The sequence below is a fragment of the Bacillus sp. KS1 genome, assembly GCF_020075515.1.
GTDB lineage: Bacteria > Bacillota > Bacilli > Bacillales > Bacillaceae > Bacillus > Bacillus velezensis.
In genome coordinates this window covers 376147-399228 of sequence record NZ_JACAWW010000019.1, presented here as the reverse complement: position 1 = coordinate 399228, position 23082 = coordinate 376147, and the positions used below count along the sequence as shown (strand labels likewise).

Here is a 23082-nt window from a genome sequence, read left to right as displayed (position 1 = left end):
TCCAATCATTACTCGCCTTTAAATGCGCGTTTTACTTTGTCAAAGAAACTCATTTCTTGTTCATCCGGCAGGTTTCCGCTGACTTCAGCGAACTCGCGGATGATGTCTTTTTGTTTGTCTGTCAGATTCGTCGGTGTGACGACGCGGACGACAATGTGCTGGTCGCCTTGTCCGTAGCCCCGGACGTTCTGAACGCCTTTGCCTCTTAATCTGAATTTCGTGCCTGTTTGTGTGCCGGCAGGTATTTTCAATTTCACTTTTCCGTGAAGCGTCGGCACTTCCACTTCGTCTCCGAGTGCCGCTTGGGCAAACGTTAACGGCATTTCGCAATAAATATCGTCTCCGTCGCGCTCAAAGAACTCGTGGGCGCGCACATGGAATACGACAAACAGATCTCCCGCAGGCCCTCCGTTTACGCCAGGTTCACCTTGACCCGGAACGCGCAGCTGCTGTCCGTCATCCACACCGGCAGGAATCGTGACATTGATTTTTTTCCGTTTTTTCACTTTGCCCGTGCCGCCGCAGTCAGAACATTTGTTTTTGATGATTTTTCCTGTTCCTTCACAGTGGTGGCAGACTCTTCGGTTAACCACTTTGCCAAACGGCGTGTTCTGTTCGACGTTCAGCTGGCCTGAACCTCCGCAGTGCGAGCACGTATCCGGCTTTGTTCCCGGCTTTGCGCCCGATCCTTTACATGTTTCGCAATTCTCTTCGCGCGGAATTTCAATGATCGTTTCTTTTCCGAAAGCCGCGTCTTCAAATGACAGGGTCATTGTATACTGCAGATCCGCGCCTTGCCGCGGCGCATTCGGGTCACGGCGTCTCGTGCCGCCTCCGAAGATGCTTGAGAATATGTCATCGAAACCGAAGCCGCCGAAGTCTCCGCCGCCTCCGAAACCGCCGCCGAATCCCTGGTTAGGGTCTGTATGGCCGAATTGGTCATATTGAGCGCGTTTTTGGTCGTCTGAGAGCGCTTCGTACGCTTCTTTTACCTCTTTGAATTTTTCATCTGCTCCGGATTCTTTATTGATATCAGGATGATATTTTTTTGAAAGCTTCCGATAGGCTTTTTTGATTTCATCCTTTGAAGCGCTCTTACTTACCCCAAGCACTTCATAGTAATCACGCTTACTCATCTCGCTTCACTCTCCCGAATTTCTCACATAAATTAGATTGTATCATTTTGAATTATGTTTTTTCAATTCCTTTTATCCCGGGCAAGAAAAAAAGTCAAAGCCAAGAGATGCCTGACTTTGACTTTCTGTCTGTTGAATCAGAATATGCTGTGTGTTCTTCCGCCTATAGCCATGCGGGAAAGAACTTATTTTTTCGTTTCGTCGTCTTTTACTTCTTCGTATTCCGCATCGACAACGTTGTCGTCCGCTTTTTTGCCTTCAGCGTTTGCTCCGCCTTCAGCCTGCTGCGCTTTCGCCGCTTCTTCGTAAAGCTTCATAGAAAGCTCTTGAACGATTGTTTGAAGCTCATCTTTTTTCGCTTTGATGTCTTCAATTTCGTTTTTCTCGATAGCGGCTTTCAGCGCGTCTTTCGCGTCGTTTGCTTTTTTCACTTGCTCTTCGTCCACCTTGCCTTCCAGATCTTTTAAAGTTTTTTCCGTTTGGAACACAAGCTGGTCAGCTTCGTTGCGGACTTCGATTTCTTCTTTTCTCTTCGCATCAGCGTCAGCGTTTTCTTCCGCTTCTTTTACCATGCGTTCGATCTCATCATCAGAAAGACCTGAAGAAGATTTGATTGTAATATTTTGTTCTTTTCCTGTGCCTAAGTCTTTCGCTCTTACGTTTACGATACCGTTTTTGTCAATATCGAAAGAAACTTCGATTTGCGGTACGCCGCGCGGTGCAGGCGGGATATCAGTAAGCTGGAAGCGGCCGAGCGTTTTGTTGTCGGCAGACATCGGGCGCTCACCTTGAAGCACGTGAATGTCAACAGCCGTTTGGTTGTCAGCTGCAGTTGAGAATACTTGAGACTTGCTCGTCGGAATTGTCGTGTTGCGGTCGATCAGTTTTGTGAACACGCCGCCCATTGTTTCAATACCGAGAGAAAGCGGTGTAACGTCAAGAAGAACAACGTCTTTTACGTCTCCCGTGATGACACCGCCTTGAATCGCTGCACCCAGCGCTACAACTTCATCAGGGTTTACGCCTTTATGCGCTTCTTTACCCGTTTCTTTTTTGATTGCTTCCTGTACGGCAGGAATACGTGTTGATCCGCCGACAAGGATAACTTTGTCGATTTCGCTTGCAGAAAGATCCGCATCTTGAAGAGCCTGACGGACAGGAGCCATTGTGCGCTCAACAAGGTGAGCGGAAAGCTCTTCGAATTTAGCGCGGGTCAGTGTCAGCTCAAGGTGAAGAGGACCTGCTTCTCCCGCCGTGATAAATGGTAAAGAAATTTGTGTGGATGATACGCCGGAAAGATCTTTTTTCGCTTTCTCAGCCGCATCTTTCAAACGCTGAAGCGCCATTTTGTCTTTTGAAAGATCAATGCCGTTTTCTTTTTTGAATTCTGCTACGAGATGATCGATGATGACTTGGTCAAAGTCGTCCCCGCCAAGACGGTTGTCACCGGCAGTTGAACGGACTTCAAACACGCCGTCGCCAAGTTCAAGAACAGATACGTCAAACGTACCGCCGCCAAGGTCGTAAACAAGAATTGTTTGGTCTTCGTCCGTTTTATCAAGTCCGTATGCAAGCGCTGCTGCAGTCGGCTCGTTGATAATACGCTCTACTTCAAGACCGGCGATTTTACCGGCATCTTTTGTCGCTTGGCGCTCAGCATCGTTGAAGTATGCAGGAACAGTGATAACGGCTTTTGAAACTGTTTCGCCGAGGTAGCTTTCAGCATATGCTTTCAGATGCTGAAGGATAATAGCTGACACTTCTTGAGGCGTGTAGTCTTTTCCTTCGATTTCCACTTTATAGTCAGTACCCATATGGCGTTTAACAGACATGATTGTGTTAGGATTTGTGATTGATTGGCGTTTCGCCACTTCCCCTACTTGGCGCTCGCCGTTTTTAAATGCAACGACTGACGGAGTCGTACGGTTTCCTTCAGCGTTGGCGATGACTGTAGGCTCTCCGCCTTCAAGCACTGCCACACATGAGTTTGTCGTACCCAAGTCAATTCCGATTACTTTACTCACTTTGAATTACCTCCTGCTATGTAGTTATTGATTCACTTTTACCATTGAAGGACGGATGACGCGATCCTTCAGTTTGTAGCCTTTTTGCAGTTCTTCGATAACAATATTGCTGCCGAAGTTTTCATCTTCCACCTGCATGACAGCTTGGTGAAGGTTCGGATCAAATTCCTGACCGACAGCTTCGATGGCTTCTACGCCTTCTTTTTCAAGTGCGTCCATCAGCTGGCGGCGGACCATTTCCATACCTTGCAGCAAGCTTTTTGTCTGCTCGCTTTCAGCTTCTACCTGTAACGCCCGTTCAAAATTGTCGAGAGCCGGAAGGATTTCCGTTACGACGTTTTGAGAACGGTATTTCTGAGCAGCTTCCATTTCAAGGCGGCTGCGTCGTTTATAGTTTTCAAAGTCTGCTTGAACACGCAAAAGCTTGTTTTCTTTTTCATCAAGCAAACCCTGCAATTCATCAATTTGGTGCTGAAGGGCTTCTTCCTGACCTGCCGTTTCTTCATGCTGCTCTTGTGAAGCGGCTTGTTCTGCCTGTTCTGTCACTTCTTCTTGTTCTGCTGCTTCAACCTGTTCTGCGGTTTGTTTTTCTTCTGACATTGTGTTCACCTCCCTCAAATGCTGTAAAAAGATGACTGAAAATGATTGCCAAAATTCCCTTATTCATCATACAAACTTGTGAATGCTTTTGACAAGTCCGAAGTCACGTGCTGCAGCAGGCTGACGACTCTTGAATAATTCATGCGCGTCGGCCCGATAATCGCGATTGATCCGATCTGTTTCGTATCAACTGTATAGGTGGCCGTGATTAAACTGCAGTTTTCCATTTCTTCGTAGTCGTTTTCTTTCCCGATTTTGATTGAAATCCCGGCTTTTGATGACTGAAACAGCTTCAGAACATCCTGCTCTTTTTCAATTAAAGATAAGAGCGAGCGGACCCTTTCAATATCATGGAATTCCGGCTGATTCAGCATGTTGATCTTTCCGCCGAAAAACAATTTCTCAACGTGGGCCGCCGGATGGAATGTGGAGCGGAGCGATTCAAGTATGCTGTCATAGTTGGCGATATGCTGCCTTAAATAGGTGACAACCTCTTTGAAAATGCGCTCATTCAGTTCGTCCATCGGCACGCCCGCTAATCGATCGTTTAATATATTGACCAGTTTTTCAATATCGGCCAAATCCACTTTAGCCGGGAAATTGATGGTGCGGTTTTCGACATGCCCCGTGTTCGTGACGAGGATGGCGACCGCCTTATCCGGCTGGATCGGAACGATTTGAATCTGTTTAAGATAGTTCTCGCTCAGCGTCGGCCCGAGGACAATCGATGTGTAGTTTGTCAGATCGGACAGGATTTGCGCTGATTTTTGGACTGTTTTTTCCAGCTCAAAGATTTTTTCTTTAAATATCGAGTGAATTAAATCCAGATCGGTTTTTGTCAGCTTGACGGGTGACAGCAAATGATCGACATAATACCTGTACCCTTTTTCCGACGGAATCCGTCCTGAGGATGAATGGGTTTTTTCAATAAAGCCCAATTCCTCCAAGTCAGCCATCTCGTTTCTGATCGTTGCAGAGCTGAATGTAATCTCGTCTTTTTTTGAAAGAGTTCTTGATCCTACAGGCTGCGCTGATTGTATAAAATCATTAATGATCACTTGCAGGATCAACAGCTGACGATTTGTTAACATCATCATCACCCCTGTTAGCACTCAAGGTCAGCGAGTGCTAATTCTATATCAAAAGTAACAAACCAAAAGAAAAATGTCAATTATAACTCACCCAAAAAAGCGCCAAAAACCTCATTTCCTAATAATTTGCCCTCATGCGTTAATGCAACCGATTCTTCCGCGTCACAGATCAGGCCTTTTTCGGTTAAATCTTTGAGAACATCGGGAAACAGTTCGTCGACCGAGCGTCCGAATTTATCGAGAAAAGCTTGCTTTTGTACGCCGGACATTTTTCTGAGACCGAGGAACATTTCTTCTTCAATCTGCTCCTCACGTGTCACCTCGTGCGTGTCACGGTAAGGCAGCCCCTTTTCTTCAATGAGCTGCATGTAATGTTTCACAGGCCCGGCGTTGACGGTGCGCGTCCCGCTGATATATCCGTGAGCGCCTGCGCCAAAACCGAAATACTCTTCATTGCTCCAATACGTCAGATTATGCTGGGACTCGTATCCGGGCTTTGCAAAGTTACTGATCTCGTATTGACGGATGCCCGCTTCACTCATCTGCCTCATAACCGTTTCATACATCTCGGCCTCTTGTTCTTGCGCCGGGAGATGCAGGCGGCCTTTTTGCATTAAATTATAAAACACCGTTTTCGGCTCTACGATCAGCGAGTAAACGGAATAGTGCTCCGCATCAAGAGACAAAGCCGTTTTGACGGAATTGTCAAGATCGGCCAGCGTCTGACCCGGCAGGCCGAACATCAAATCGAGACTGATGTTGTCGAAGCCGAGAGCCCTCGCACGTTCAAAGGAAGTGAATACGTCCTTTTGTTTATGCACTCTGCCGATTTTTTGTAAAAGCTCATCTTCAAAGGTTTGAACACCGAAGCTCAGCCGATTGACACCGGCATTTTTCATGATTTTTAATTTTTCCGGGGACAAATCATCCGGATTCGCTTCCGCGGCAAATTCTATGAGTCCGTCAGAAGGCTTCAGCACGCGGTGAATGGAATCCATCAATTTTTCCAGCTGGACGGGTGAGAGCGATGTCGGCGTGCCTCCCCCGATAAAAATCGTGCGGAGATCAGGGCGCCCCGTCCGTTCTATTGTATTTATCATTTCCTTTTCGAGTGAGTTTAAGTACTCATCGACAGGCTGGCTCTGAATAAAATATTTATTGAAATCGCAATAGTGGCAGATATGCTCACAAAACGGAATATGAATATAAGCTGATTTCATTTTGAAACACCTTCTTCTTTACAGAAAGAAGCCGCAGCGCGGGACTGCGGCGGCTTCCGTTATTTTTTCGGGCTGTCATCCATTTTAAGAACGGCCATAAACGCTTCCTGCGGCACTTCTACTGAGCCGACCTGCTTCATCCGGCGTTTTCCTTCTTTTTGTTTTTCAAGAAGCTTCCGTTTCCGCGAGATGTCTCCGCCGTAACATTTAGCCAATACGTTTTTACGCATCGCTTTAATGGTAGAGCGGGCCACGATTTTCTGGCCGATCGCTGCTTGAATCGGTACTTCAAAGTGCTGGCGCGGAATAAGCTCTTTCAGTTTTTCCACAATTACTTTTCCGCGTTCGTACGCGTAATCGCGATGCACGATAAATGAAAGGGCGTCGATTTTTTCTCCGTTCAGCATAATATCCATCTTGACAAGTTTAGACGGTTTGTAGCCGATCAGTTCGTAATCAAAGGACGCGTAGCCTTTTGTGCTTGATTTCAGCTGATCAAAAAACTCATAGACGATTTCCGCTAATGGCATGTCATAGACAATGCTGACACGATTTGCGTCTAAATATTGCATGTCGATAAAATTGCCGCGTTTTCCTTGGCAAAGCTCCATCACCGCACCGACGTAATCGTTCGGAACCATCATCGTCGCTTTGACATAAGGCTCCTCGATTCTTTCGATCTTTTGTGGGTCAGGCATGTTGGACGGGTTGTCAACAACAACCTTTTCGCCGTCTGTCATATACACATCATAGATAACACTCGGTGCCGTTGTGATCAGGTCGATTTTAAACTCACGCTCAATCCGCTCCTGGATGATTTCCATGTGAAGCATACCTAAAAATCCGCAGCGGAAACCGAATCCGAGCGCTTGGGATGTCTCTGCCTCATATTGAAGCGATGAGTCATTCAGTTCAAGCTTCTCAAGAGCTTCCCTTAAATCATTGTATTTGGCCGTATCGATCGGATACAAACCGCAATACACCATCGGGTTCAGCTTGCGATACCCAGGCAATGCTTCGGCAGCCTGATTGGCCGCGCTTGTTATCGTGTCACCGACGCGTGTGTCACCGACATTTTTGATCGCAGCAGTTAAAAAGCCTACATCGCCGACAGTCAGTTCATCTGTCGGAATTGCTTTCGGCGTGAACACACCGACTTCTGTCACTTCAAACTCTTTTCCGGTTGCCATCATTTTAATTTTCTGGCCCGGTTTGACCGTTCCTTCTACGACTCTGATATACGCGACGACTCCGCGGTACGCGTCATAAAGCGAGTCAAAGATGAGCGCTTTCAGCGGAGCTTCCGGATCTCCCGCGGGAGCCGGCACTTTTTCTACGATCTGTTCTAAAATGTCTTCGATGCCGATGCCCGCTTTCGCTGAAGCGAGGACGGCGTCTGAAGCGTCAAGGCCGATAACGTCCTCAACCTCTTGACGCACACGTTCTGGCTCTGCGCTCGGGAGATCGATTTTATTAATGACAGGAAGAATCTCAAGATCATTATCAAGCGCCAGATAGACGTTCGCCAATGTCTGCGCTTCTATTCCCTGAGCCGCATCAACAACGAGAATCGCGCCTTCACAGGCAGCCAGGCTTCGCGAAACTTCATATGTAAAGTCGACGTGTCCGGGCGTGTCGATGAGATGGAATATATATTCTTCTCCGTCTTTTGCTTTATATTTCAGCTGAACGGAATTTAATTTGATGGTAATTCCCCGTTCGCGTTCAAGGTCCATTGAATCAAGCAATTGTTCTTTCATTTCCCGCTGGGTGATCGCCGATGTTTTTTCTAAAATCCGATCCGCCAAGGTCGATTTGCCGTGGTCTATGTGGGCGATGATGGAGAAATTCCGGATTCTTGACTGCCTCTCTAAACGCTTTTCTTTATCTGTCACAATCTATCACTCCTACTATTAAACGCAAAATACACTAGCTTAGATTATATCAATAGGATTGTAAACATTCAATTAAAACAAGAAAGAGAAAAGCTTCCTTTAAGGAATCATCCGCTTTTCTCTTCGTCAATGCTAACGGTTCAGTTTCGAAACCCACTCATACATCGCCTGCGCCGAGTCCGTCACGGTATTTGAAAGGGTTTCCCCGGCTTTTGAAAACAAGTTGAAGGTTTCCGCCTGTTCCAGCTGTTTTTGTTTTTCTTCCAGATCTTTCGCCGTAACGGTTTGCCCCAAAATGGAAGCTTCTTTTTCCTGTCCTTCTCCTCCGCCGAGCGTGAACGCTCCTTTTAAGGAGGGATCTTTGTATCCTTTCATATCAAGCATTCCGCTGTTTGCCTGCTGCATGCCGAACAAAACGCCGAAAAACATGACAATGGCGATCAGCAGGCATTTGCCGGTAAAACGGATCATTCGAATCACCTGATTTCTATTGTTTTTTCTTCTCTCCTGATTGCGAGCTGACCTTTTCTGCATCCCAGTACAGTTCGCTGAACACATCGGCCACGGCATCTGATGCGCGCCTCAGTTCTTCAAGATTGTTATCCACGCCCCCGAATTCCAACAGAAGCGACCGGTCGTTTAAATCTTGGTTGTATACTCCATTATCTCCCGGAGAGCCTTTTGATAAAACACCGACGCTTAAGCCGGGGTATTTTTTCTCCATGAGCTTATGAAGTTCACTTGCGAGTTTATAGTTTTCTTCAAAATTAGCGCTTTTTTTGCCGACGACGATGGCGACTCTGGCATAGCTTTTTCCTTTGATGTCGGCTGTCGTATTTTTCTTGCGGCGGGAATCGCGGTGAATGTCTATGGTATATTGCAGGTTTTTATTTTTGGTGAGCGCGCTTTTTACGACCGGCCTTGATTCGTCGTAGCTTCGCGCATAATTTAAGCCGTCTTTGTTCAGGCGGGCCTGAATGTCGGTTTTATCTACGGTCGCTCCTACACCTTGCGCTTCAAGCGCTTTTCCGAACATATCTCCGACAAGCGTGACATTGGCCTTCGAATGGCGGGCGTTATCCGGATTTGTTTCCCCCTTTAACAGAGGAAGATACGATTCGGTATTATGAGTGTGGTAAATAAAAACGACTTTTTTGCTGCCTGTTGAATGTTTCGGCGGCGCCGTTTCTCCTTTTTTCGTTTTGTTTTCGATTTCTGCCAGGTTCACTTCTTTTTCTTTTTCCATCACCTTTGACGGCGGCGGAGATTCAGCCGGCATATTCGTATAATCCGTCCCCTGCCCCGCCAGAAGGATCTCCGTATCGTATTGGGCAAATCCCGGCAGCTCACGTCCCAAGAAACTCCGCGGGTCTTCCATATTAATGCTTGTCGCCAGTTTTAAGGAAAGCCGGGACAGCTGAAAAGAGTCTTTTTCAGGAAGCTCTGAGGCGAAATAATGATTTTCCATGCCGAGGAGGTGTGCAAACGCGTCACCCGGAAGTTCTCCGGCAATTCCGTGAAGAGAATCCGAAGAAAGCCTCAGTTCAGGGCGAAGCGATGTGAGCACACCCGATAATACGAAAATAACGATAAGGCTTGTCATAAACAAAAACATGCCCTTGAGCGCATTTCCACCGTTTACTGCAACGACAATTTGACGGTTTCTGCGTTTTTTTCTCATGATTTGAATCCCTCCAGCGCTTGTCTAGTAATTACTCTATGAACAAGCTAGAGGAGGTAGAACCATTTTAATGATTATAAGAACCTTTGTTATCTTGTGACACTTTTTCATGAAGGGCGGTGTTTAACCCGTTTGCAAGCACGTTCGCCATATCATCAATAAAGGTGTCAATCTCCTTCGGCGTGACCATCAGATTATGGCCGAGCGGAGAAAGCACTTCGTGAATCAGCTGGCGTTTTTCGTTTTCGTCCAGCGTGCCGACAATACCGAGAAAGGATTGGCGTTCTTTTTCTCCGGGAAGGTCTTCGTCTGTCAGCACCTTCTTTTTGCCGAAGTTCATTCCTGCGGGCACCAGAGATCTTGACGGGCTGTCATCTTTCATCTCTCTGCCGAAATGTTTTAATATATAATCCACCGTATCGCTTGCGATCGTAACCGCATCAACAACAGTCGGTACCCCGATTGCGATGACGGGAATGCCGAGCGTTTCCTTGCTTAATTCTTTTCTCTTATTGCCGACGCCTGATCCCGGGTGAATGCCCGTATCAGAAAATTGGATGGTCGTGTTCACCCTTTCAACGGCTCTTGCCGCAAGAGCGTCTACCGCGATCACAAAATCCGGCTTTGATTCTTTGATGACACCTTGAATAATATCGCTCGTTTCAATTCCCGTTAATCCCATCACACCGGGAGCAAGCGCGCTGACCGGCCTGTACCCTTCCTGCACATTTTCAGGCTGAAGCCTGAACAGATGCCTTGTCACAAGAAGGTTTTCGGTCACGAGAGGGCCGAGCGCATCCGGCGTCACATTCCAGTTGCCGAGACCGACGATCAAACAGCTTGCATCCTTTGGAATCTTTAATGCCGATAGATAGGCGGAAAATTCCTCGGCAAACACTTCCGTTACTTTTTCCTGCATGTCAGAGTCGTGTTCCCGGACCCCTTGAGCCTCGATCGTGACATAGCGTCCCTGCTTTTTCCCCGATAGCTCGGCGCCTTCTTTGGTAATATCGACGGTTCTGACTTTAATGCCGCCCTTGTCGCGTTCTTTTTCAATAAACCCGTTTATTTCTTTTTTCTGACCGGCTTGTCCGTCTTTTACTGCCTGTTTCGTTTCTACCGCTAAATCCGTCCGTATCAGAAATTGATTGACATCCAGTTCGTTGTTTTTCACAGGGAAGACCTCCTTCAATCATCGTGATACATAGTGTGGCCATTTACAAAACGAATCATGCGAATTTACCCATCAACGAAAAATACTTTACATTTATATTGCAATCTAAAGTTCTGTTTGATAGAATACAATTTGTTCTATTGTGAAGAAGATTTAACCTTAAGACACTGTGCTACAGGTTGTATCTTAGGAGGTGAAACACATGCCAAACATTAAATCAGCGATTAAACGTACAAAAACAAACAACGAACGCCGCGCTCATAACGCGACAATCAAATCTGCTATGCGTACTGCAATCAAACAAGTTGAAGCTTCTGTTGCTAACAACGAAGCGGATAAAGCGAAAACTGCTCTTTCTGAAGCAGCGAAACGCATTGATAAAGCAGTGAAAACAGGTCTTGTACACAAAAATGCCGCAGCTCGATACAAATCTAGACTTGCGAAACAAGTGAACGGACTTTCTGCATAATACAAAAACGATCCCTTTAACGGGGATCGTTTTTTTCATTCAGTCCGGAGAAGCTCAAGGAGAAAGAGCTCCAGCAAGAGCTGCTTGTCCTTTTTCCCCGTTTTCATTTCATAATCCATCACTGCGAGTCTTTCTATAATTCGCCGCAGCTCTTCTTCAGAAAAAAGCCTCGCCTGATCCATCGCCAGCTTTACCCGGAAGGGGTGCACCTTTAAATTGGAAGCGATTTGCTTTTGGCCGTATCCTTGTCCCGCAAAATACTTTGTCTGCATAATCAGACGGAATTGGTTGGCGATCAGCGCCATAATTTTGATCGGTTCTTCGTTTTGTTTTAAAAGATCATAAAATATTTGAAGACTTTCCGTCCGTTTTCGGTTCACGATTTTGTTGATCAGCTCAAAAATATTCTGCTCCAAACTTCTTGCGACGAGCTCCCGGACATCTTCAAGCGTGATCTCATGTCTGTCACCGGTGTAGGCGGAGAGTTTTTGTATTTCCTGATATATGGAAGACAGATGGCCGTTTGCAAGCAGAACCAAATGCTCGGCAGCTTCTGTATCGATCGTTTTATTTTCGGATTTCGCCAGATTAATCGTAAAATCAGTCGTCTCCTTTGCATTCAGCTCCTTAGCTTCAATCATAAGGGCTTTTTGCTTCAGCGCTTTCGTCAGCTTTTTCCGTTCGTCCAGCTTCTCATACGGAGCCACAATCACAAAGACCGTGTAAGGTGCAGGCTCCTTCAGATAAGTCTCCAGAGCGGCTGTATTATGCTCTATTTTTTCTTTCTTTTTTTCCCCTGTTAAAAAAGACGGGTTTTTTACGATGACCAGCCGCTTCTCTCCCATAAACGGAAACGTTTCCGCATCGGTTACGGCCTGGTCAAGCGGATCTTCTTCAAGATCAAAAACAGACAGGTTAAAATCCTTTGTCTCCTCATCAACGACAGCTTGTCTGATCCGGCTGACAGTCTCTTGGAGCAGATACGTTTCTTTTCCGTATAAGCAATAAACGGAGCGGACATCCCCTTTTTTCAGGGCTTTCCAAACATCAAATACCATGATCGTATGACTTCCTCTCTTTCTTGATCCCCTTCTATCCTAAATTGAGTTCGGCAAATAGTAAAGAGGAAGCTTTAAGGACAGCTTCCTCATTTATAATAAACGCCTGATTCACAAGCTCCCGGGTCTGCTTGTAAAAAGGCGATAATCACAAGAACAGAAAACGTTACCATCACTTCTAGATTTTTCAAAACAATTCCAGTATACTTAGGGAAGTCAGGAGGGATGAAATTGAATGATTTTGAAAAAAACGTTCAAAGCAAACGAAATGATGCTGTTGACTCAGCTGTCGGTTTTGTCGTGTCCTTCGGATTTTTCGCCTTTTTGTTCGTGATGGCAACAGCCATCCATCTTATCGGCTCTTAGCCGCATTCCGGGCTGCTGTCAATCAGCAGTCTTTTTTACTTCTTGCGCCCTGGTTTCTTCTATATCATATGGAGGGAAGACGGAAAACGTTCCGGCACCTTTTTTAAATCTGTATTGAATCGTTCCGCTGACATCGGTGCGAAGCACATTGACAGAGTACGCCTTCAAACGATCCAGCACTTCTTCATGCGGATGATGGTATCGATTCTCTTTTCCTGCTGAAATCAGCGCTGCTTCCGGCTGAAGCTGCTTCAAAAAGGCTTCACTCGTAGAGCTTTTGCTGCCGTGATGACCCGCCTTCAATATATCAACCTTCAGATTCGGATACGTTTTCAGCACTTCCATTTCGCCGTCCGATTCTAAATCTCCCGTCAAAAGCCAGCTCACTCCGCCTAAAACCGTCCAAAGCACCAGTGACGAATCATTTTTACTCCTTCCGTCAGACGACTCCGGAGACAGCACCTGAAACTGAAGATCACCGGCTGTAATGGTGTCGCCCCGCTTTGCTTCGGCAACGGGAATGTTGTTTTCTTTCGCCATATTTAATATGTTCTGATCTTTCAATTCTTTTACGAATCCCACGGGGACAATTAACCGTTTGACTCTATGATTTTTGATTAACACTCCGGCTTCTCCGATGTGATCTTGATCCGCATGGGTTAAAATCAGCGCATCCAGCTTTTTCACCCCTTTTCCGTTTAAAAACGGAATCAAAACCTTCTCGCCGATAGAATACGGGTGGCGTTTTTCTTTCCATGATTCTCCGGGATAAGCAATCACTCCCCCTGTATCAACCATTACGGTCCCTTTGCGGTGCGGCGCGCTTATAAACAGTGAGTCTCCCTGCCCGATATCAAGCATATCCGCTTCTCCCCATGGACTGAAATACGGACGGCATATTAAATAAGCCAAAACCGCGCAGAAAAAAAGAGCCGATTTCCTGAGTTTTAAAAAACCTCCCTTTTCCAAAGCCGCAAAAAGCGTAAAAACGGAAACCGCAAGCAGAAGAAGGGAAACAAAGTCAGGCTTTGACACAATCATAGTAAATAAATCAATGGATGCCGCATATGTAATGAAATCATGCACAGGCTTAATCACAAGGTCGAACATATCAAACAAACATTCTCCCATCTGCCTTGAAAGTAAAAGAAGAAGGAAACCGATGACAGAAACCGGAATGACAAATAACGTATAAAATGGCACCATCACCATATTCATCGGAAAACTGACAAGTGAAATCTGCTGAAAATGATAGAGAAGAAACGGAAGTGAGCTGAGCTCCGCAATGAATGAAGCCATCGCAAGCCCGGCAAGTCTGCTTTTCCCTGCTTTCTTTAAAATGGAGGATGACAGAATTAAAGAAGCGCTTACCGCAAAGGAAAGCTGGAAGCCCGCCTGCCAAAGGAAGTAAGGATTAAACAGCAGGAGCAGCAGATAAGACAGGGACAATGCAGCAGAGGAATGAATGCCGCGTTTAACAAGAGTTCCGGCGATATAAAATCCCAGCATGAGGGATGCGCGCAATACGGATGGGGCGGCACCGCTCAGCAGCGTATACACCGGCAAAAACAGCAACAGCAAAATCCCCGCTTTTTCTCTTGTCAGCCCGATTCTGATCAGAGCATAAAATAATCCCGCCGTAATAAGACCGACATGCATTCCGGAAATCGCCATTAAATGAACGACTCCCAAATTTTGATATGCACTCAGTATATCGTCCTCTATAGAAAATCTTTCACCTAAGGTCAGCGCTTCAACAATTCCGGCGGAAGATTCAGGCACGTGATTCCGAATGATCGAAATCAAATTTTTTCTGATGTTCAGCAGTTTAAACAGCGGCTGTTTGGATTTTTCACACTGCTGAATGGAAGTCACGGAAAATAACCAGTGAATCTGCTGAGAGTGAAGATATTCCTTATAATCAAAACCTCCGGGAACCGTCGCATGTGCAGGCTGTTCCAGAGAGCCTGTAAACGTGCAGCGCATCCCCGGTTCGAGCTGTTCAATGAGTCTCTTTTCCTCAAGTGACCGGATTTTGTACGAAGCCGCCCATTTTTCCTTGTCATGTGTACGGATAACGGCTGACATTTTCGCTCCGTCAACTTTCGGAATATTAGTGATGACGGCCTGTTCAGTATAACTGCCGGCCTGATACCGCGTTACATTCGCAGCGTCACAAACCGTATAAAGAAAGAAATAAACACAAAAAGAAACGAGGCAGACGATAACCGGAGCATGGTGCTTTGTTTTTACAATAATAAAGAGAAGATACAGAAGAAAAAGGAGCAGAACCCAGAAGACATGAGCGGCGGCAATTCCCGCAGTTGCAGAAACCGCCGCCAGAGGCAGAAGAAGGTATTTATATTTCATTTATACGTAACTGGTAAACAGCTCATTGGCCTGTTCATGAATTTTTTTCAGTTCATCTGCCTTAACCCCCGCATCAGATAATTGCTGAATCAGACCTGCTACAAAAGACAATTTTTCGCGGTTTTTCAGATCGATGATCATTTCATCAAGTTCGACCTGCTCCACCTTGACTCCGGCTTGGCTGAACAGCTCTTTTGCATAAGGCTGTGTTTTGTAATCTTCGGCATAATAAACCGTTTTGATGCCTGCCTGGATAATTGATTTGCAGCATTGAATACAAGGATAATGCGTCACATAAATTTCGGCGCCCTCCGTCGGAACACCGAACTTAGAACATTGCAAAATCGCATTCATCTCTGCATGTATGGTCCGCTGGCAATGATTATCTATTAAAAGGCATCCTTCATCAGCGCAATGGACGCCGCCGGCGATTGAACCGTTGTATCCGCCGGCAATCATCCGCTTATCTCTGACTACGGTTGCCCCGACTGACAGTCTCGGGCATGTGCTTCTCAGCGCCAGCAAATGGCTTTGCGCCATAAAATATTGATTCCATGAGATTCGTTCCACAAGTGTTCCCTCCAAAAAGTCTTGTTGCTTTTCTAAGTTTACATAGATTTAAGCAGAACCGTCAATTCACTTTACCGTAATGGAAGTTTTTATCCGCTCAAATGACTTTTCTCCAAAGCCTGATACATTCATCAAATCTTCAGCATTCTGAAACCGTCCTTTTTCTTCTCGGTAGGCGATAATCGCTTCCGCTTTTTTCTGCCCCACCCCGGAAATCGCCTGAAGTTCGTCCAGAGATGCCGTATTGATATTGACAGCTGCATTCTCCTTTTCACGCGCTGCTGTTTTCGGGCGATTCTCCTCTTCGCCTTCACTCGGAATATAAACAATCGTCCCGTCCTGCAGCTGCTCTGCTAAATTAACGTTCAATTCATCCGCCTTTTTCTTCAGGCCGCCGGCTTTTTCAATGGCTTGAGTCACTCTGTCTCCCGCTTTCATTTCATACACGCCGGGATTTCGGACCGCGCCTTTCACATCAATCATAATCTTGTCGTCTGCGGTGTCTTTTTTGTCCGCGACGGATGCTGAGGCTGTTTGGCCGAGCACGGACTGCTGTTTGACCGGCTCTTCCTTTTCAGAACGAAACAGCCAAATGCAGATAAAAACCGCCCCTGCTACAAGACAAGCGCCCAGAATTTTCAGGTTCCGCCGCAGCCGCTCCGTCATCATTGCTTTCGTCATATTGCATTGCCTCCCCGCATAAGGTTTAGAGGATTAAGGGAAAAAGGAGGGGAATTCATTGAAAATAGGCTTTATCGGCACCGGAAACATGGGAACGATCCTGATTGAATCGTTTATCGAATCAAACGCTGCCGATCCCTCACATATCACCATCACAAACAGAACAATCGAAAAAGCATTAAAACTAAAAGAACGTTTCAGCGGCATCCATGTCACCGAGGATCAGGAAAAGCTCGTACAGGAAAATGAAATAATATTCATTTGTGTAAAACCGCTGGATATATATCCTTTGCTGAAGAAACTCACACCGCATTTACGGAAAGATCACATCTTAATCTCCATTACCAGTCCCGTTCAGACGGATCAGATTGAACATACGGTTCCGTGTCAGACGGCCCGCGTCATTCCGAGCATTACGAACCGCGCCTTGGCCGGCGTCTCGCTTGTTACGTTCGGCAAAAGCTGCAGCGAGTCTGCAAAAGCGGATATTCAAACGCTGTTCACTCATATTTCAAAACCTGTGGAAATCAGCAGCGGCATTACAAGAGCGGCGTCAGACATTGTCAGCTGCGGGCCCGCTTTTATGAGTTATCTCGTTCAGCGCTTTATTGACGCGGCAGTGGAAGAAACGGACATCACCAAAGAAGAAGCCGTGATAATGTCGACGGAAATGCTTGTCGGTCTCGGAAAGCTTCTGGAAACAGGGCATTACACGCTTCCCGCCTTGCAGGAAAAAGTATGCGTAAAAGGCGGCGTCACCGGGGAAGGACTGAAGGCTCTCGAAAGCGGTGTTCAGGATATGTTCAACCGTGTCTTTCAGCGTACACATGACAAATACGATGAAGATATATCGTTAGTGAAGAAGCAATTTCACGTGTAACTGAGTATGCCATAAAGTGCTTTATCTCGCCAATCGCAAAAAATGCATTTTAAAAACCATCGTTCCGTTTAAACGATGGTTTTTGGTTTGCCTGCCGTGAAGAAAAGACGTTCAGACTCTGTTGAAGGAGGCCGGTCTGTAAAATCAGCCGTCACCTTCTTCAGTTCAAATCCGGTCTCTGCAAGCATTTGTTCATATTCTTCAATGTAAAATGTTTTTTGCTCATGCGTCTCGTCATAACGGTCATAAGATTGTCCGTTCCATACGAAAAAGGACATATCATGGATGACAGAAAGCTCTTCATCGCCGGCAAAGCTTTGCCAAATATAGCTGATCTGCTCATCCTGATCCGCATGGGTGCTGTCCGGAAAAAGCTCCGTCATTTTATATGGGGAATGGACGTCAAACAGAAGCAGGCCGTCCTCCTTCAAAACTTGAAAAACACTTTTGAAGGTGCTTAAGACATCATTTTTCGTTTTTAAGTAATTAAGGGAATCACAGCAGATGACTACAGCATCAAACTGTTCTTCAAAACCGGAAAGCTCTCTCATATCCTGCTGGAGAAAAAGAATCGGCTTTCCCGTTTTTTTCTGCTGGGCACAGCTCAGCATATCTTCACTCAAATCAATCCCCGTGACTTCGCAGCCTTTTTCAGCAAGCCTGATGGATATTTCTCCGGTTCCGCAGGCAAGATCAAGCACCCTTCCCTTTTCCGGAAGAGACGCTTCGATCCAGCCCGCCCATTCATCATACGGCGCATGTGACATTAACTCGTCATATACGCCGGCGAAGCCTTGGTAAATCATGAGTTCAAGCCGAGCTCAAGCTCTGCGAGCGGCGCGTCGCCCCATAGCTTTTCAAGATTGTAGTAGCTTCTTTCATCTTTATGGAAAACGTGGACAATGACGTCGCCGAGATCAACTAAAATCCAGCGGGCCTCATCAAACCCTTCCATCTTTTTGACATCAATGCCGTTTTCTTCTGCCTGATCTTTAATTTCACGCGCAATTGCCTGAACCTGCTTATCAGAATTCCCGTGGCAGATTAAAAAGTAATCCGCTATAAGTGAGATTCCTTCCATGTCCAGCGCTAAAATATCTTCTGCACGTTTATCGTCGCATGCTTTTGCCGCGATTTTTAATACGGAAGCTTGATTCATTCTTCAAATTCCTCCTGTCAATTTTAAGACACCAGCCAATTATAGGTTGCAAACGTCTCCGGAAAGACCGGCTGGTTTTTTTTCATCAGAAATATCATTGTATTTTTCATTGCTTGTATGAGCGCTTCGTTCAGATCCGTTTCCGCCAGACGGCGCACCTCTTCCACTCCGGGAAAATGGCGGCCGGGTTCAATGTAATCCGCAACGTAAATGACTTTGTCTAAAAGGGTCATTCCGGGACGTCCTGACGTGTGATAGCGGATTGCATCCAAGATCTCAGGATCAGTGATCCCCGCTTCTTTCTCAGCCAGATACGCTCCCACAGGGGCATGCCACAGCTCGGCATTGTAATCCAAGAGCTCAGCCGGCATTTTTTCCCGCACGATGATCTGCTTCATTTCTTCTTTCGGCCGGAATTTCGCATAATCATGAAAAATGGCCGCCATTTCCGCTTTTTTCGGGTCTGCTCCGAACCGGCCTGCGAGAATAACCGCCGTATCTGTCACGCCGATTGTGTGGATGTAGCGATGCTCGGTCAGCTGTTCTTTGACGCAGGCAAGTGCTTCCTCACGATTCATATAAATCATTCTCCTCTATATACTGCCTCACTTTATCCGGCATTAAGTATTGCGTCGGCTTTTTTGCTTTGAGACGTTCTCTCAGCATCGTTGACGAAACGTCAAATTCCGGAACGTCTGCAAAAAGCAGCGGGTACGGGGTCTCAATATGATACCCCGGGCGCCGCACTCCGATAAATTGAATGAGCGTGAGCAGTTCGTCCAGTTTGTACCATTTCGGCAGATATTCAATCATATCCGCCCCGATAATAAAGAAAAGCTTGTCGTTCGGGTGCCGCTCCTTCAGTAAACGGACAGTATCATAGGTATAAGAAGGGCCTTTCCGGTCCATTTCCGCAAGCTCAAGCTTAAAGCCGGAATTCGAGCTGATGGCAAGCTTCAGCATCTCCACCCGGTGCCGGCTGTCTGTAAAGTCTTCATTCTGCTTATGCGGAGGGATTTTATTGGGCATAAACCAAATCTCATCGAGCTCCGCCTGATGAAGGACTTCATTAGCCATCAGAAGATGTCCGTTATGCGGAGGGTCAAATGTGCCCCCGAATATTCCGATTTTCTTCATGTCAACCACCTTACGGAAGCTCGATTTGTTTATTTTCCTTTGATTCCTTATACAATACGATCGTATTTCCGATCGTCTGCACCAATTGTGAGCGGCTGCCTTTCACAAGGGCTTCTGCGACATCATTTTTATCGTCTTCGCAGTTTTGAAGCACGCTGACTTTAATCAGCTCTCTTGCTTCTAAAGCCTCGGCAATCTGTTTCACCATGTTTTCGTTGACTCCGCCTTTTCCCACTTGAAAAATAGGCGTTAAATGATGCGCTTTTGAACGCAAAAACCGTTTTTGTTTTCCTGTTAACATTGTGTTCCTCCTAGTTTTCCTTCAACAATTGCTCTCATTAAGCCGCTGTCAGGCTCTTGTTCCGTCCACAGCTTGAAAGACAGTGCGGCCTGTTCCACAAACATGCCGACACCGTCAAGGGTTGTTAAACCTCTTTTTTCAGCTTCTTTTAAGAACGCCGTTTGAATCGGGTTGTATACGATATCACAAACGATGGCGCCCGTTTTGGCCCGTTCCAATGAGAGCGGCACGGCATCCGTTTTCGGATACATGCCGATAGATGTTGTATGAATAATGACGTCATATTGTTCAAGCTGATTTTCAGCTTCTTTTAAAGTAAGGGCGCGTTTCTGCTGAAAAGAGGGAGCAGCCGCAATCAGACTTTCTGCTTTTTCCGGCGTGCGGTTGCAAACGTCAAATTGTTTCGGCTCTCTGCGGACGATCGTCGTAAAAATCGCTCTTGCCGCTCCTCCCGCCCCAATCATAAGGATGGAGAGCTCTGATATCGGTTTGTCCAATACTTTGACTAAGGATTTATAAAACCCATCTCCGTCAGTATTATACCCGATGAGCCTGTCTCCCTCTCTTTTGACGGTATTTACGGCCCCGAGTACTTTCGCGCTTTCATGTATTTCATCCAGATGCTCCATGATCGCGACTTTATGCGGGACTGTGACGTTCACTCCGCAGATGCCAAGCGCCTTGATTCCGTTAACGGCGTCCTTGAGATGATGAGGTTCCACCTGAAACGCAAAATACTGCCCGTTGATGTTCTTATCTTGCAAAGCCGCGTTATGAATATCGGGTGACATTGAATGCCCGATCGGATTTCCGATTACTCCGTACAATTGTTTCATGCTCCCTCTCCCCTTCTCTCTATATTAATGAACGGCGGACAAATACGTGTACGCCTTTCGGAGCGTATGCCGTTATTTTTTTATCTGCTTGCTGCACCGTGACCCAGCCGAGACCGGAAAAAACGATATCCGTCTTTCCTTCTTTAATCGAAAACGTATGGGGTGTAAGCTCCGGAAATTCATCCAAATGATCTTTTCCGGGCGGGGTAAGCAGTTCTCCCGCATGCTTTTCGTATAAGGCATCAGCATTTTCAAGCTTTGTTCTGTGAATCATCAATTCATTCGGCATATAGCAGACAAACGCTGTTTTATCGCCTGATACATAGTCAAACCGGGCAAGCCCGCCGAAATAAAGCGTTTGTTTTTCATTCAGCTGAAAAGTGCGCGGCTTCAGTTCTTTTTTCGGTGTCAGCACCTTTAAGTCACGCTTGTCCACGTAATGCGCCATCTGGTGATGGTTAATGATTCCCGGCGTATCATAAAGCGCAGATCCGTCATCGAGCGGGATTTCAATCGCATCAAGCGTCGTGCCCGGAAATTGAGAGGTAGTAATAATATTCTCTTCCCCTGAGACCTCTTTAATAATCCGGTTGATAAATGTGGATTTGCCGACATTGGTACAGCCCACCACATACACATCGCGGCCTTCGCGGTAATGTTCAATGGCGTCAATGACTTCTTTCATCCCTTGTCCGCGGGAAGCGCTGATTAAAAAGACATCAAGGGGTTTTAAGCCGTATTCTTTCGCTTCGCGTTTCATCCATTGAACGAGCCGTTCCCGTTTTACGGATTTCGGCAGGATATCGGCCTTATTACCGACAAGAATGATCGGATTACCGCCGACAAAGCGGTTCAGCCCGTTTATCCAGCTTCCGTTAAAATCAAAAATATCAACGACTTTGACAATAAGAGAGTCAGTATCGCCGATTGTATGCAAGATATTTAAAAAGTCATCATCCGTTAATGAAACATCTTGAATTTCATTGTAATTTTTCAGTCTGAAGCAGCGCTGGCAGATGACATTCTCCTTTGTGAGAGATGCCTTTGGCGCGTATCCGAGACCTTGTTTATCCTCGGTTTGGATCGTTACTCCGCAGCCGATGCAAACAACCTTTTCCATTTCTAATCCTCCCACTGAATATGGCCTTTACGTTTCAAAGAACTCAATATTCTCCGTTCAATCCGGCGGTTAAAGCGCGTCATGACTCCGTCAGAGGAAGCGACAGGCACGACGAGGATCGTATGATACCCGTTTCTGTTTCCGCCGAGAACATCAGTTAGCAGCTGATCGCCGATGACCACACAGTCTTCTTTTTTCAGATCCATGCTGCTGACGGCTCTTTTAAAGGCGCGCCCCATCGGTTTTCTTGCCTTATAAATAAACGGTATGCCAAGCGGCTCCGAGAATAATTTCACTCTTCGTTCATTATTATTGGAGACGATCGTGACTTTAATGCCGTGCTCCTTCATTTCTTCAAACCACTCGATTAATCGAGGTGTCGCACTCGGTCTGTCCCACTCCACAAGCGTGTTGTCAAGGTCTGTAATAATCCCTTTCACATTGCGTTCTTTGAGCTTTTCCGGTGTGATATGAAATATATTTTTCACAAATTCGTCAGGTAAAAAAAACTTTTTTAACAAAACCCGCACCCTTCCTTTTCTTTCTATCATCTATATGTCGAAACCTGTCAGATTTAAAAACAAAGTCGGACACAGTAAAAAAATTTCGACAAAAATTGGGTTTCTTCACCAGTTGTGGATAAAATTACACACATTATCCACTCTTATTACATCCGGATTTATCCAGATTATAAACAAGATACTAACAAGTTATCCACTTACGAGTGTGGATAACAGAACGATTGTTCTTATTTGTATTTCATGGTAGATTAAAGATAACCTCACCATGATTGAAACGCAACCTTCCATCATATGCTTGCGTCTGATGATTGATTACAATTGTAAGGAGGTGCCACTCCCATTAATTGGGTCCCCGACATGAGAAAGCTTTCTGATGAATTACTAATAGAATCTTATTTCAAAGCCAATGAAATGAATTTGAGCCGTGAATTTATCGAGTTAATTGAAAACGAAATCAAAAGAAGATCGCTCGGACACATTATTTCCGTTTCTTCTTAAACAGAAAAAAGTTCCCGGGCGAATTTCCTTTTTTTACTCAGATGACTGATATTATATCACTTCGGTTATGCGCATTACTACCACTTTCAACAAAAAACACCCCTAAAATAGAGGTGTTTAAGAGGACGGCTGCTATATATTGAACTAATACAGACCGCCCAGGACGAGAATGACGACGAGCAGCACAACAAAAAATGCGTACCAGTACCCCGCATTCACCCGAGGAGGCGGGCATACAGGATATTGCGGAGGGAAACCGCGGTTCATAGCAATCGCCTCCAAAAAGATGTTTTTT

25 protein-coding genes and 2 pseudogenes are annotated in these 23082 nt (G+C 45.9%); 4 read left to right on the top strand and 23 right to left on the bottom strand.

Annotation, left to right across the window (positions count from 1 at the left end):
• Nucleotides 1-8: 8 nt before the first annotated feature.
• From dnaJ to gpr, 9 genes are all read right to left on the bottom strand, one after another.
• Nucleotides 9-1136 carry a molecular chaperone DnaJ gene (gene dnaJ / locus HWY38_RS15680; RefSeq protein WP_003152895.1) on the bottom strand — a complete coding sequence of 376 codons (1128 nt, stop codon included), beginning with the start codon at nt 1134-1136 and terminating at the stop codon, nt 9-11.
• A 185-nt stretch (nt 1137-1321) separates the two neighbouring features.
• Complete coding sequence (gene dnaK, locus HWY38_RS15675) at nt 1322-3160, bottom strand: molecular chaperone DnaK (protein WP_007408273.1); 1839 nt, start codon at nt 3158-3160, stop codon at nt 1322-1324.
• Between the two features lie 24 nt (nt 3161-3184).
• Nucleotides 3185-3760 carry a nucleotide exchange factor GrpE gene (grpE, locus tag HWY38_RS15670; RefSeq protein ID WP_003152892.1) on the bottom strand — a complete coding sequence of 192 codons (576 nt, stop codon included), beginning with the start codon at nt 3758-3760 and terminating at the stop codon, nt 3185-3187.
• Between the two features lie 59 nt (nt 3761-3819).
• Nucleotides 3820-4851 carry a heat-inducible transcriptional repressor HrcA gene (hrcA, locus tag HWY38_RS15665; RefSeq protein ID WP_003152889.1) on the bottom strand — a complete coding sequence of 344 codons (1032 nt, stop codon included), beginning with the start codon at nt 4849-4851 and terminating at the stop codon, nt 3820-3822.
• Between the two features lie 80 nt (nt 4852-4931).
• Nucleotides 4932-6071 carry a radical SAM family heme chaperone HemW gene (gene hemW / locus HWY38_RS15660; RefSeq protein WP_224182169.1) on the bottom strand — a complete coding sequence of 380 codons (1140 nt, stop codon included), beginning with the start codon at nt 6069-6071 and terminating at the stop codon, nt 4932-4934.
• 59 nt (nt 6072-6130) lie between these two features.
• A complete protein-coding gene (gene lepA, locus HWY38_RS15655) occupies nt 6131-7966 on the bottom strand; it encodes a translation elongation factor 4 (protein ID WP_224182168.1) in 1836 nt (611 codons plus the stop codon).
• A gap of 132 nt (nt 7967-8098) precedes the next feature.
• Nucleotides 8099-8437: a YqxA family protein gene (locus tag HWY38_RS15650; protein WP_007408270.1), complete on the bottom strand. Its 339-nt coding sequence runs from the start codon at nt 8435-8437 to the stop codon at nt 8099-8101.
• Between the two features lie 16 nt (nt 8438-8453).
• Entirely contained in the window at nt 8454-9647 is a 1194-nt protein-coding gene (gene spoIIP / locus HWY38_RS15645; RefSeq protein WP_224182167.1) for a stage II sporulation protein P, read from the bottom strand.
• A gap of 67 nt (nt 9648-9714) precedes the next feature.
• Nucleotides 9715-10821, bottom strand: a complete 1107-nt coding sequence (gene gpr, locus HWY38_RS15640) for a GPR endopeptidase (RefSeq protein WP_007408268.1) — start codon at nt 10819-10821, stop codon at nt 9715-9717.
• Nucleotides 10822-11023: 202 nt separating this feature from the next.
• Here gpr and rpsT point away from each other — a divergent pair, with 202 nt between their 5' ends.
• On the top strand, nt 11024-11290 hold the full coding sequence (gene rpsT, locus HWY38_RS15635) for a 30S ribosomal protein S20 (RefSeq protein WP_003152876.1): 267 nt from the start codon (nt 11024-11026) through the stop codon (nt 11288-11290).
• A 16-nt stretch (nt 11291-11306) separates the two neighbouring features.
• Here the strand turns inward: rpsT and holA are convergent.
• A pseudogene (gene holA, locus HWY38_RS15630) lies at nt 11307-12348 on the bottom strand (DNA polymerase III subunit delta).
• A gap of 39 nt (nt 12349-12387) precedes the next feature.
• Nucleotides 12388-12539: pseudogene (locus HWY38_RS15625) on the bottom strand (hypothetical protein).
• Nucleotides 12540-12579: 40 nt separating this feature from the next.
• Here HWY38_RS15625 and HWY38_RS15620 point away from each other — a divergent pair.
• Entirely contained in the window at nt 12580-12714 is a 135-nt protein-coding gene (locus tag HWY38_RS15620) for a YqzM family protein (protein WP_003152870.1), read from the top strand.
• An 18-nt stretch (nt 12715-12732) separates the two neighbouring features.
• Here HWY38_RS15620 and HWY38_RS15615 read toward each other — a convergent pair whose 3' ends face one another.
• The 3 genes from HWY38_RS15615 to HWY38_RS15605 form a co-directional block, all read right to left on the bottom strand.
• Nucleotides 12733-15084 carry a DNA internalization-related competence protein ComEC/Rec2 gene (locus HWY38_RS15615; protein WP_224182166.1) on the bottom strand — a complete coding sequence of 784 codons (2352 nt, stop codon included), beginning with the start codon at nt 15082-15084 and terminating at the stop codon, nt 12733-12735.
• Nucleotides 15085-15654: a ComE operon protein 2 gene (locus HWY38_RS15610; RefSeq protein ID WP_003152868.1), complete on the bottom strand. Its 570-nt coding sequence runs from the start codon at nt 15652-15654 to the stop codon at nt 15085-15087.
• Nucleotides 15655-15720: 66 nt separating this feature from the next.
• Nucleotides 15721-16335 (bottom strand): helix-hairpin-helix domain-containing protein, encoded by a 615-nt coding sequence (locus tag HWY38_RS15605; protein WP_224182165.1) that lies wholly within the window; start codon nt 16333-16335, stop codon nt 15721-15723.
• 58 nt (nt 16336-16393) lie between these two features.
• Between HWY38_RS15605 and comER the strand changes: the two genes are divergently transcribed.
• Entirely contained in the window at nt 16394-17215 is an 822-nt protein-coding gene (gene comER, locus HWY38_RS15600) for a late competence protein ComER (protein WP_012118027.1), read from the top strand.
• 68 nt (nt 17216-17283) lie between these two features.
• On the opposite strand, the gene HWY38_RS15595 is transcribed toward comER, so the two are convergent.
• Genes HWY38_RS15595 through HWY38_RS15560 form a run of 8 tightly spaced genes read right to left on the bottom strand, consistent with a single transcriptional unit; the run spans nt 17284 to nt 22289 of the window.
• The gene (locus HWY38_RS15595) at nt 17284-18021 is read right to left on the bottom strand and encodes a class I SAM-dependent DNA methyltransferase (RefSeq protein ID WP_032873951.1); all 738 of its coding nucleotides are present in this window, start codon (nt 18019-18021) and stop codon (nt 17284-17286) included.
• Entirely contained in the window at nt 18018-18374 is a 357-nt protein-coding gene (gene rsfS / locus HWY38_RS15590; protein ID WP_007408260.1) for a ribosome silencing factor, read from the bottom strand. Before rsfS ends, HWY38_RS15595 begins: the two co-directional genes overlap by 4 nt.
• A 23-nt stretch (nt 18375-18397) precedes the next feature.
• Nucleotides 18398-18952: a bis(5'-nucleosyl)-tetraphosphatase (symmetrical) YqeK gene (gene yqeK, locus HWY38_RS15585; RefSeq protein ID WP_061860724.1), complete on the bottom strand. Its 555-nt coding sequence runs from the start codon at nt 18950-18952 to the stop codon at nt 18398-18400.
• The gene (locus HWY38_RS15580) at nt 18942-19511 is read right to left on the bottom strand and encodes a nicotinate-nucleotide adenylyltransferase (protein ID WP_007408258.1); all 570 of its coding nucleotides are present in this window, start codon (nt 19509-19511) and stop codon (nt 18942-18944) included. The genes yqeK and HWY38_RS15580 overlap by 11 nt, the downstream gene beginning before the upstream one ends.
• 10 nt (nt 19512-19521) lie before the next feature.
• Nucleotides 19522-19812, bottom strand: coding sequence for a ribosome assembly RNA-binding protein YhbY (yhbY, locus tag HWY38_RS15575; protein ID WP_003152858.1), 291 nt, complete (start codon nt 19810-19812; stop codon nt 19522-19524).
• The gene (aroE, locus tag HWY38_RS15570) at nt 19806-20648 is read right to left on the bottom strand and encodes a shikimate dehydrogenase (RefSeq protein ID WP_224182164.1); all 843 of its coding nucleotides are present in this window, start codon (nt 20646-20648) and stop codon (nt 19806-19808) included. The genes yhbY and aroE overlap by 7 nt, the downstream gene beginning before the upstream one ends.
• 19 nt (nt 20649-20667) lie before the next feature.
• On the bottom strand, nt 20668-21768 hold the full coding sequence (yqeH, locus tag HWY38_RS15565) for a ribosome biogenesis GTPase YqeH (RefSeq protein WP_033574151.1): 1101 nt from the start codon (nt 21766-21768) through the stop codon (nt 20668-20670).
• 2 nt (nt 21769-21770) lie between these two features.
• A complete protein-coding gene (locus tag HWY38_RS15560; RefSeq protein WP_007408254.1) occupies nt 21771-22289 on the bottom strand; it encodes a YqeG family HAD IIIA-type phosphatase in 519 nt (172 codons plus the stop codon).
• Nucleotides 22290-22646: 357 nt separating this feature from the next.
• Between HWY38_RS15560 and HWY38_RS15555 the strand changes: the two genes are divergently transcribed.
• The gene (locus HWY38_RS15555; protein ID WP_003152850.1) at nt 22647-22787 is read left to right on the top strand and encodes a sporulation histidine kinase inhibitor Sda; all 141 of its coding nucleotides are present in this window, start codon (nt 22647-22649) and stop codon (nt 22785-22787) included.
• Nucleotides 22788-22931: 144 nt separating this feature from the next.
• Here HWY38_RS15555 and HWY38_RS19170 read toward each other — a convergent pair whose 3' ends face one another.
• The gene (locus HWY38_RS19170) at nt 22932-23054 is read right to left on the bottom strand and encodes a hypothetical protein (RefSeq protein WP_263433345.1); all 123 of its coding nucleotides are present in this window, start codon (nt 23052-23054) and stop codon (nt 22932-22934) included.
• Nucleotides 23055-23082: the final 28 nt, after the last annotated feature.

What these genes read in the sequence shown, in the direction of transcription:
- HWY38_RS15555 (WP_003152850.1), top strand. Translation starts at nt 22,647, where the DNA reads ATGAGAAAGCTTTCTGATGAATTACTAATAGAATCTTATTTCAAAGCC.
- HWY38_RS15580 (WP_007408258.1), bottom strand. Translation starts at nt 19,511, where the DNA reads ATGAAGAAAATCGGAATATTCGGGGGCACATTTGACCCTCCGCATAAC.
- aroE (WP_224182164.1), bottom strand. Translation starts at nt 20,648, where the DNA reads ATGAAACAATTGTACGGAGTAATCGGAAATCCGATCGGGCATTCAATG.
- HWY38_RS15615 (WP_224182166.1), bottom strand. Translation starts at nt 15,084, where the DNA reads ATGAAATATAAATACCTTCTTCTGCCTCTGGCGGCGGTTTCTGCAACT.
- yhbY (WP_003152858.1), bottom strand. Translation starts at nt 19,812, where the DNA reads ATGTTAACAGGAAAACAAAAACGGTTTTTGCGTTCAAAAGCGCATCAT.
- hemW (WP_224182169.1), bottom strand. Translation starts at nt 6,071, where the DNA reads ATGAAATCAGCTTATATTCATATTCCGTTTTGTGAGCATATCTGCCAC.
- dnaJ (WP_003152895.1), bottom strand. Translation starts at nt 1,136, where the DNA reads ATGAGTAAGCGTGATTACTATGAAGTGCTTGGGGTAAGTAAGAGCGCT.
- grpE (WP_003152892.1), bottom strand. Translation starts at nt 3,760, where the DNA reads ATGTCAGAAGAAAAACAAACCGCAGAACAGGTTGAAGCAGCAGAACAA.
- HWY38_RS15650 (WP_007408270.1), bottom strand. Translation starts at nt 8,437, where the DNA reads ATGATCCGTTTTACCGGCAAATGCCTGCTGATCGCCATTGTCATGTTT.
- rsfS (WP_007408260.1), bottom strand. Translation starts at nt 18,374, where the DNA reads ATGAATCAAGCTTCCGTATTAAAAATCGCGGCAAAAGCATGCGACGAT.
- HWY38_RS15605 (WP_224182165.1), bottom strand. Translation starts at nt 16,335, where the DNA reads ATGACGAAAGCAATGATGACGGAGCGGCTGCGGCGGAACCTGAAAATT.
- hrcA (WP_003152889.1), bottom strand. Translation starts at nt 4,851, where the DNA reads ATGTTAACAAATCGTCAGCTGTTGATCCTGCAAGTGATCATTAATGAT.
- HWY38_RS19170 (WP_263433345.1), bottom strand. Translation starts at nt 23,054, where the DNA reads ATGAACCGCGGTTTCCCTCCGCAATATCCTGTATGCCCGCCTCCTCGG.
- yqeK (WP_061860724.1), bottom strand. Translation starts at nt 18,952, where the DNA reads ATGAATCGTGAGGAAGCACTTGCCTGCGTCAAAGAACAGCTGACCGAG.
- spoIIP (WP_224182167.1), bottom strand. Translation starts at nt 9,647, where the DNA reads ATGAGAAAAAAACGCAGAAACCGTCAAATTGTCGTTGCAGTAAACGGT.
- HWY38_RS15595 (WP_032873951.1), bottom strand. Translation starts at nt 18,021, where the DNA reads ATGATTTACCAAGGCTTCGCCGGCGTATATGACGAGTTAATGTCACAT.
- yqeH (WP_033574151.1), bottom strand. Translation starts at nt 21,768, where the DNA reads ATGGAAAAGGTTGTTTGCATCGGCTGCGGAGTAACGATCCAAACCGAG.
- rpsT (WP_003152876.1), top strand. Translation starts at nt 11,024, where the DNA reads ATGCCAAACATTAAATCAGCGATTAAACGTACAAAAACAAACAACGAA.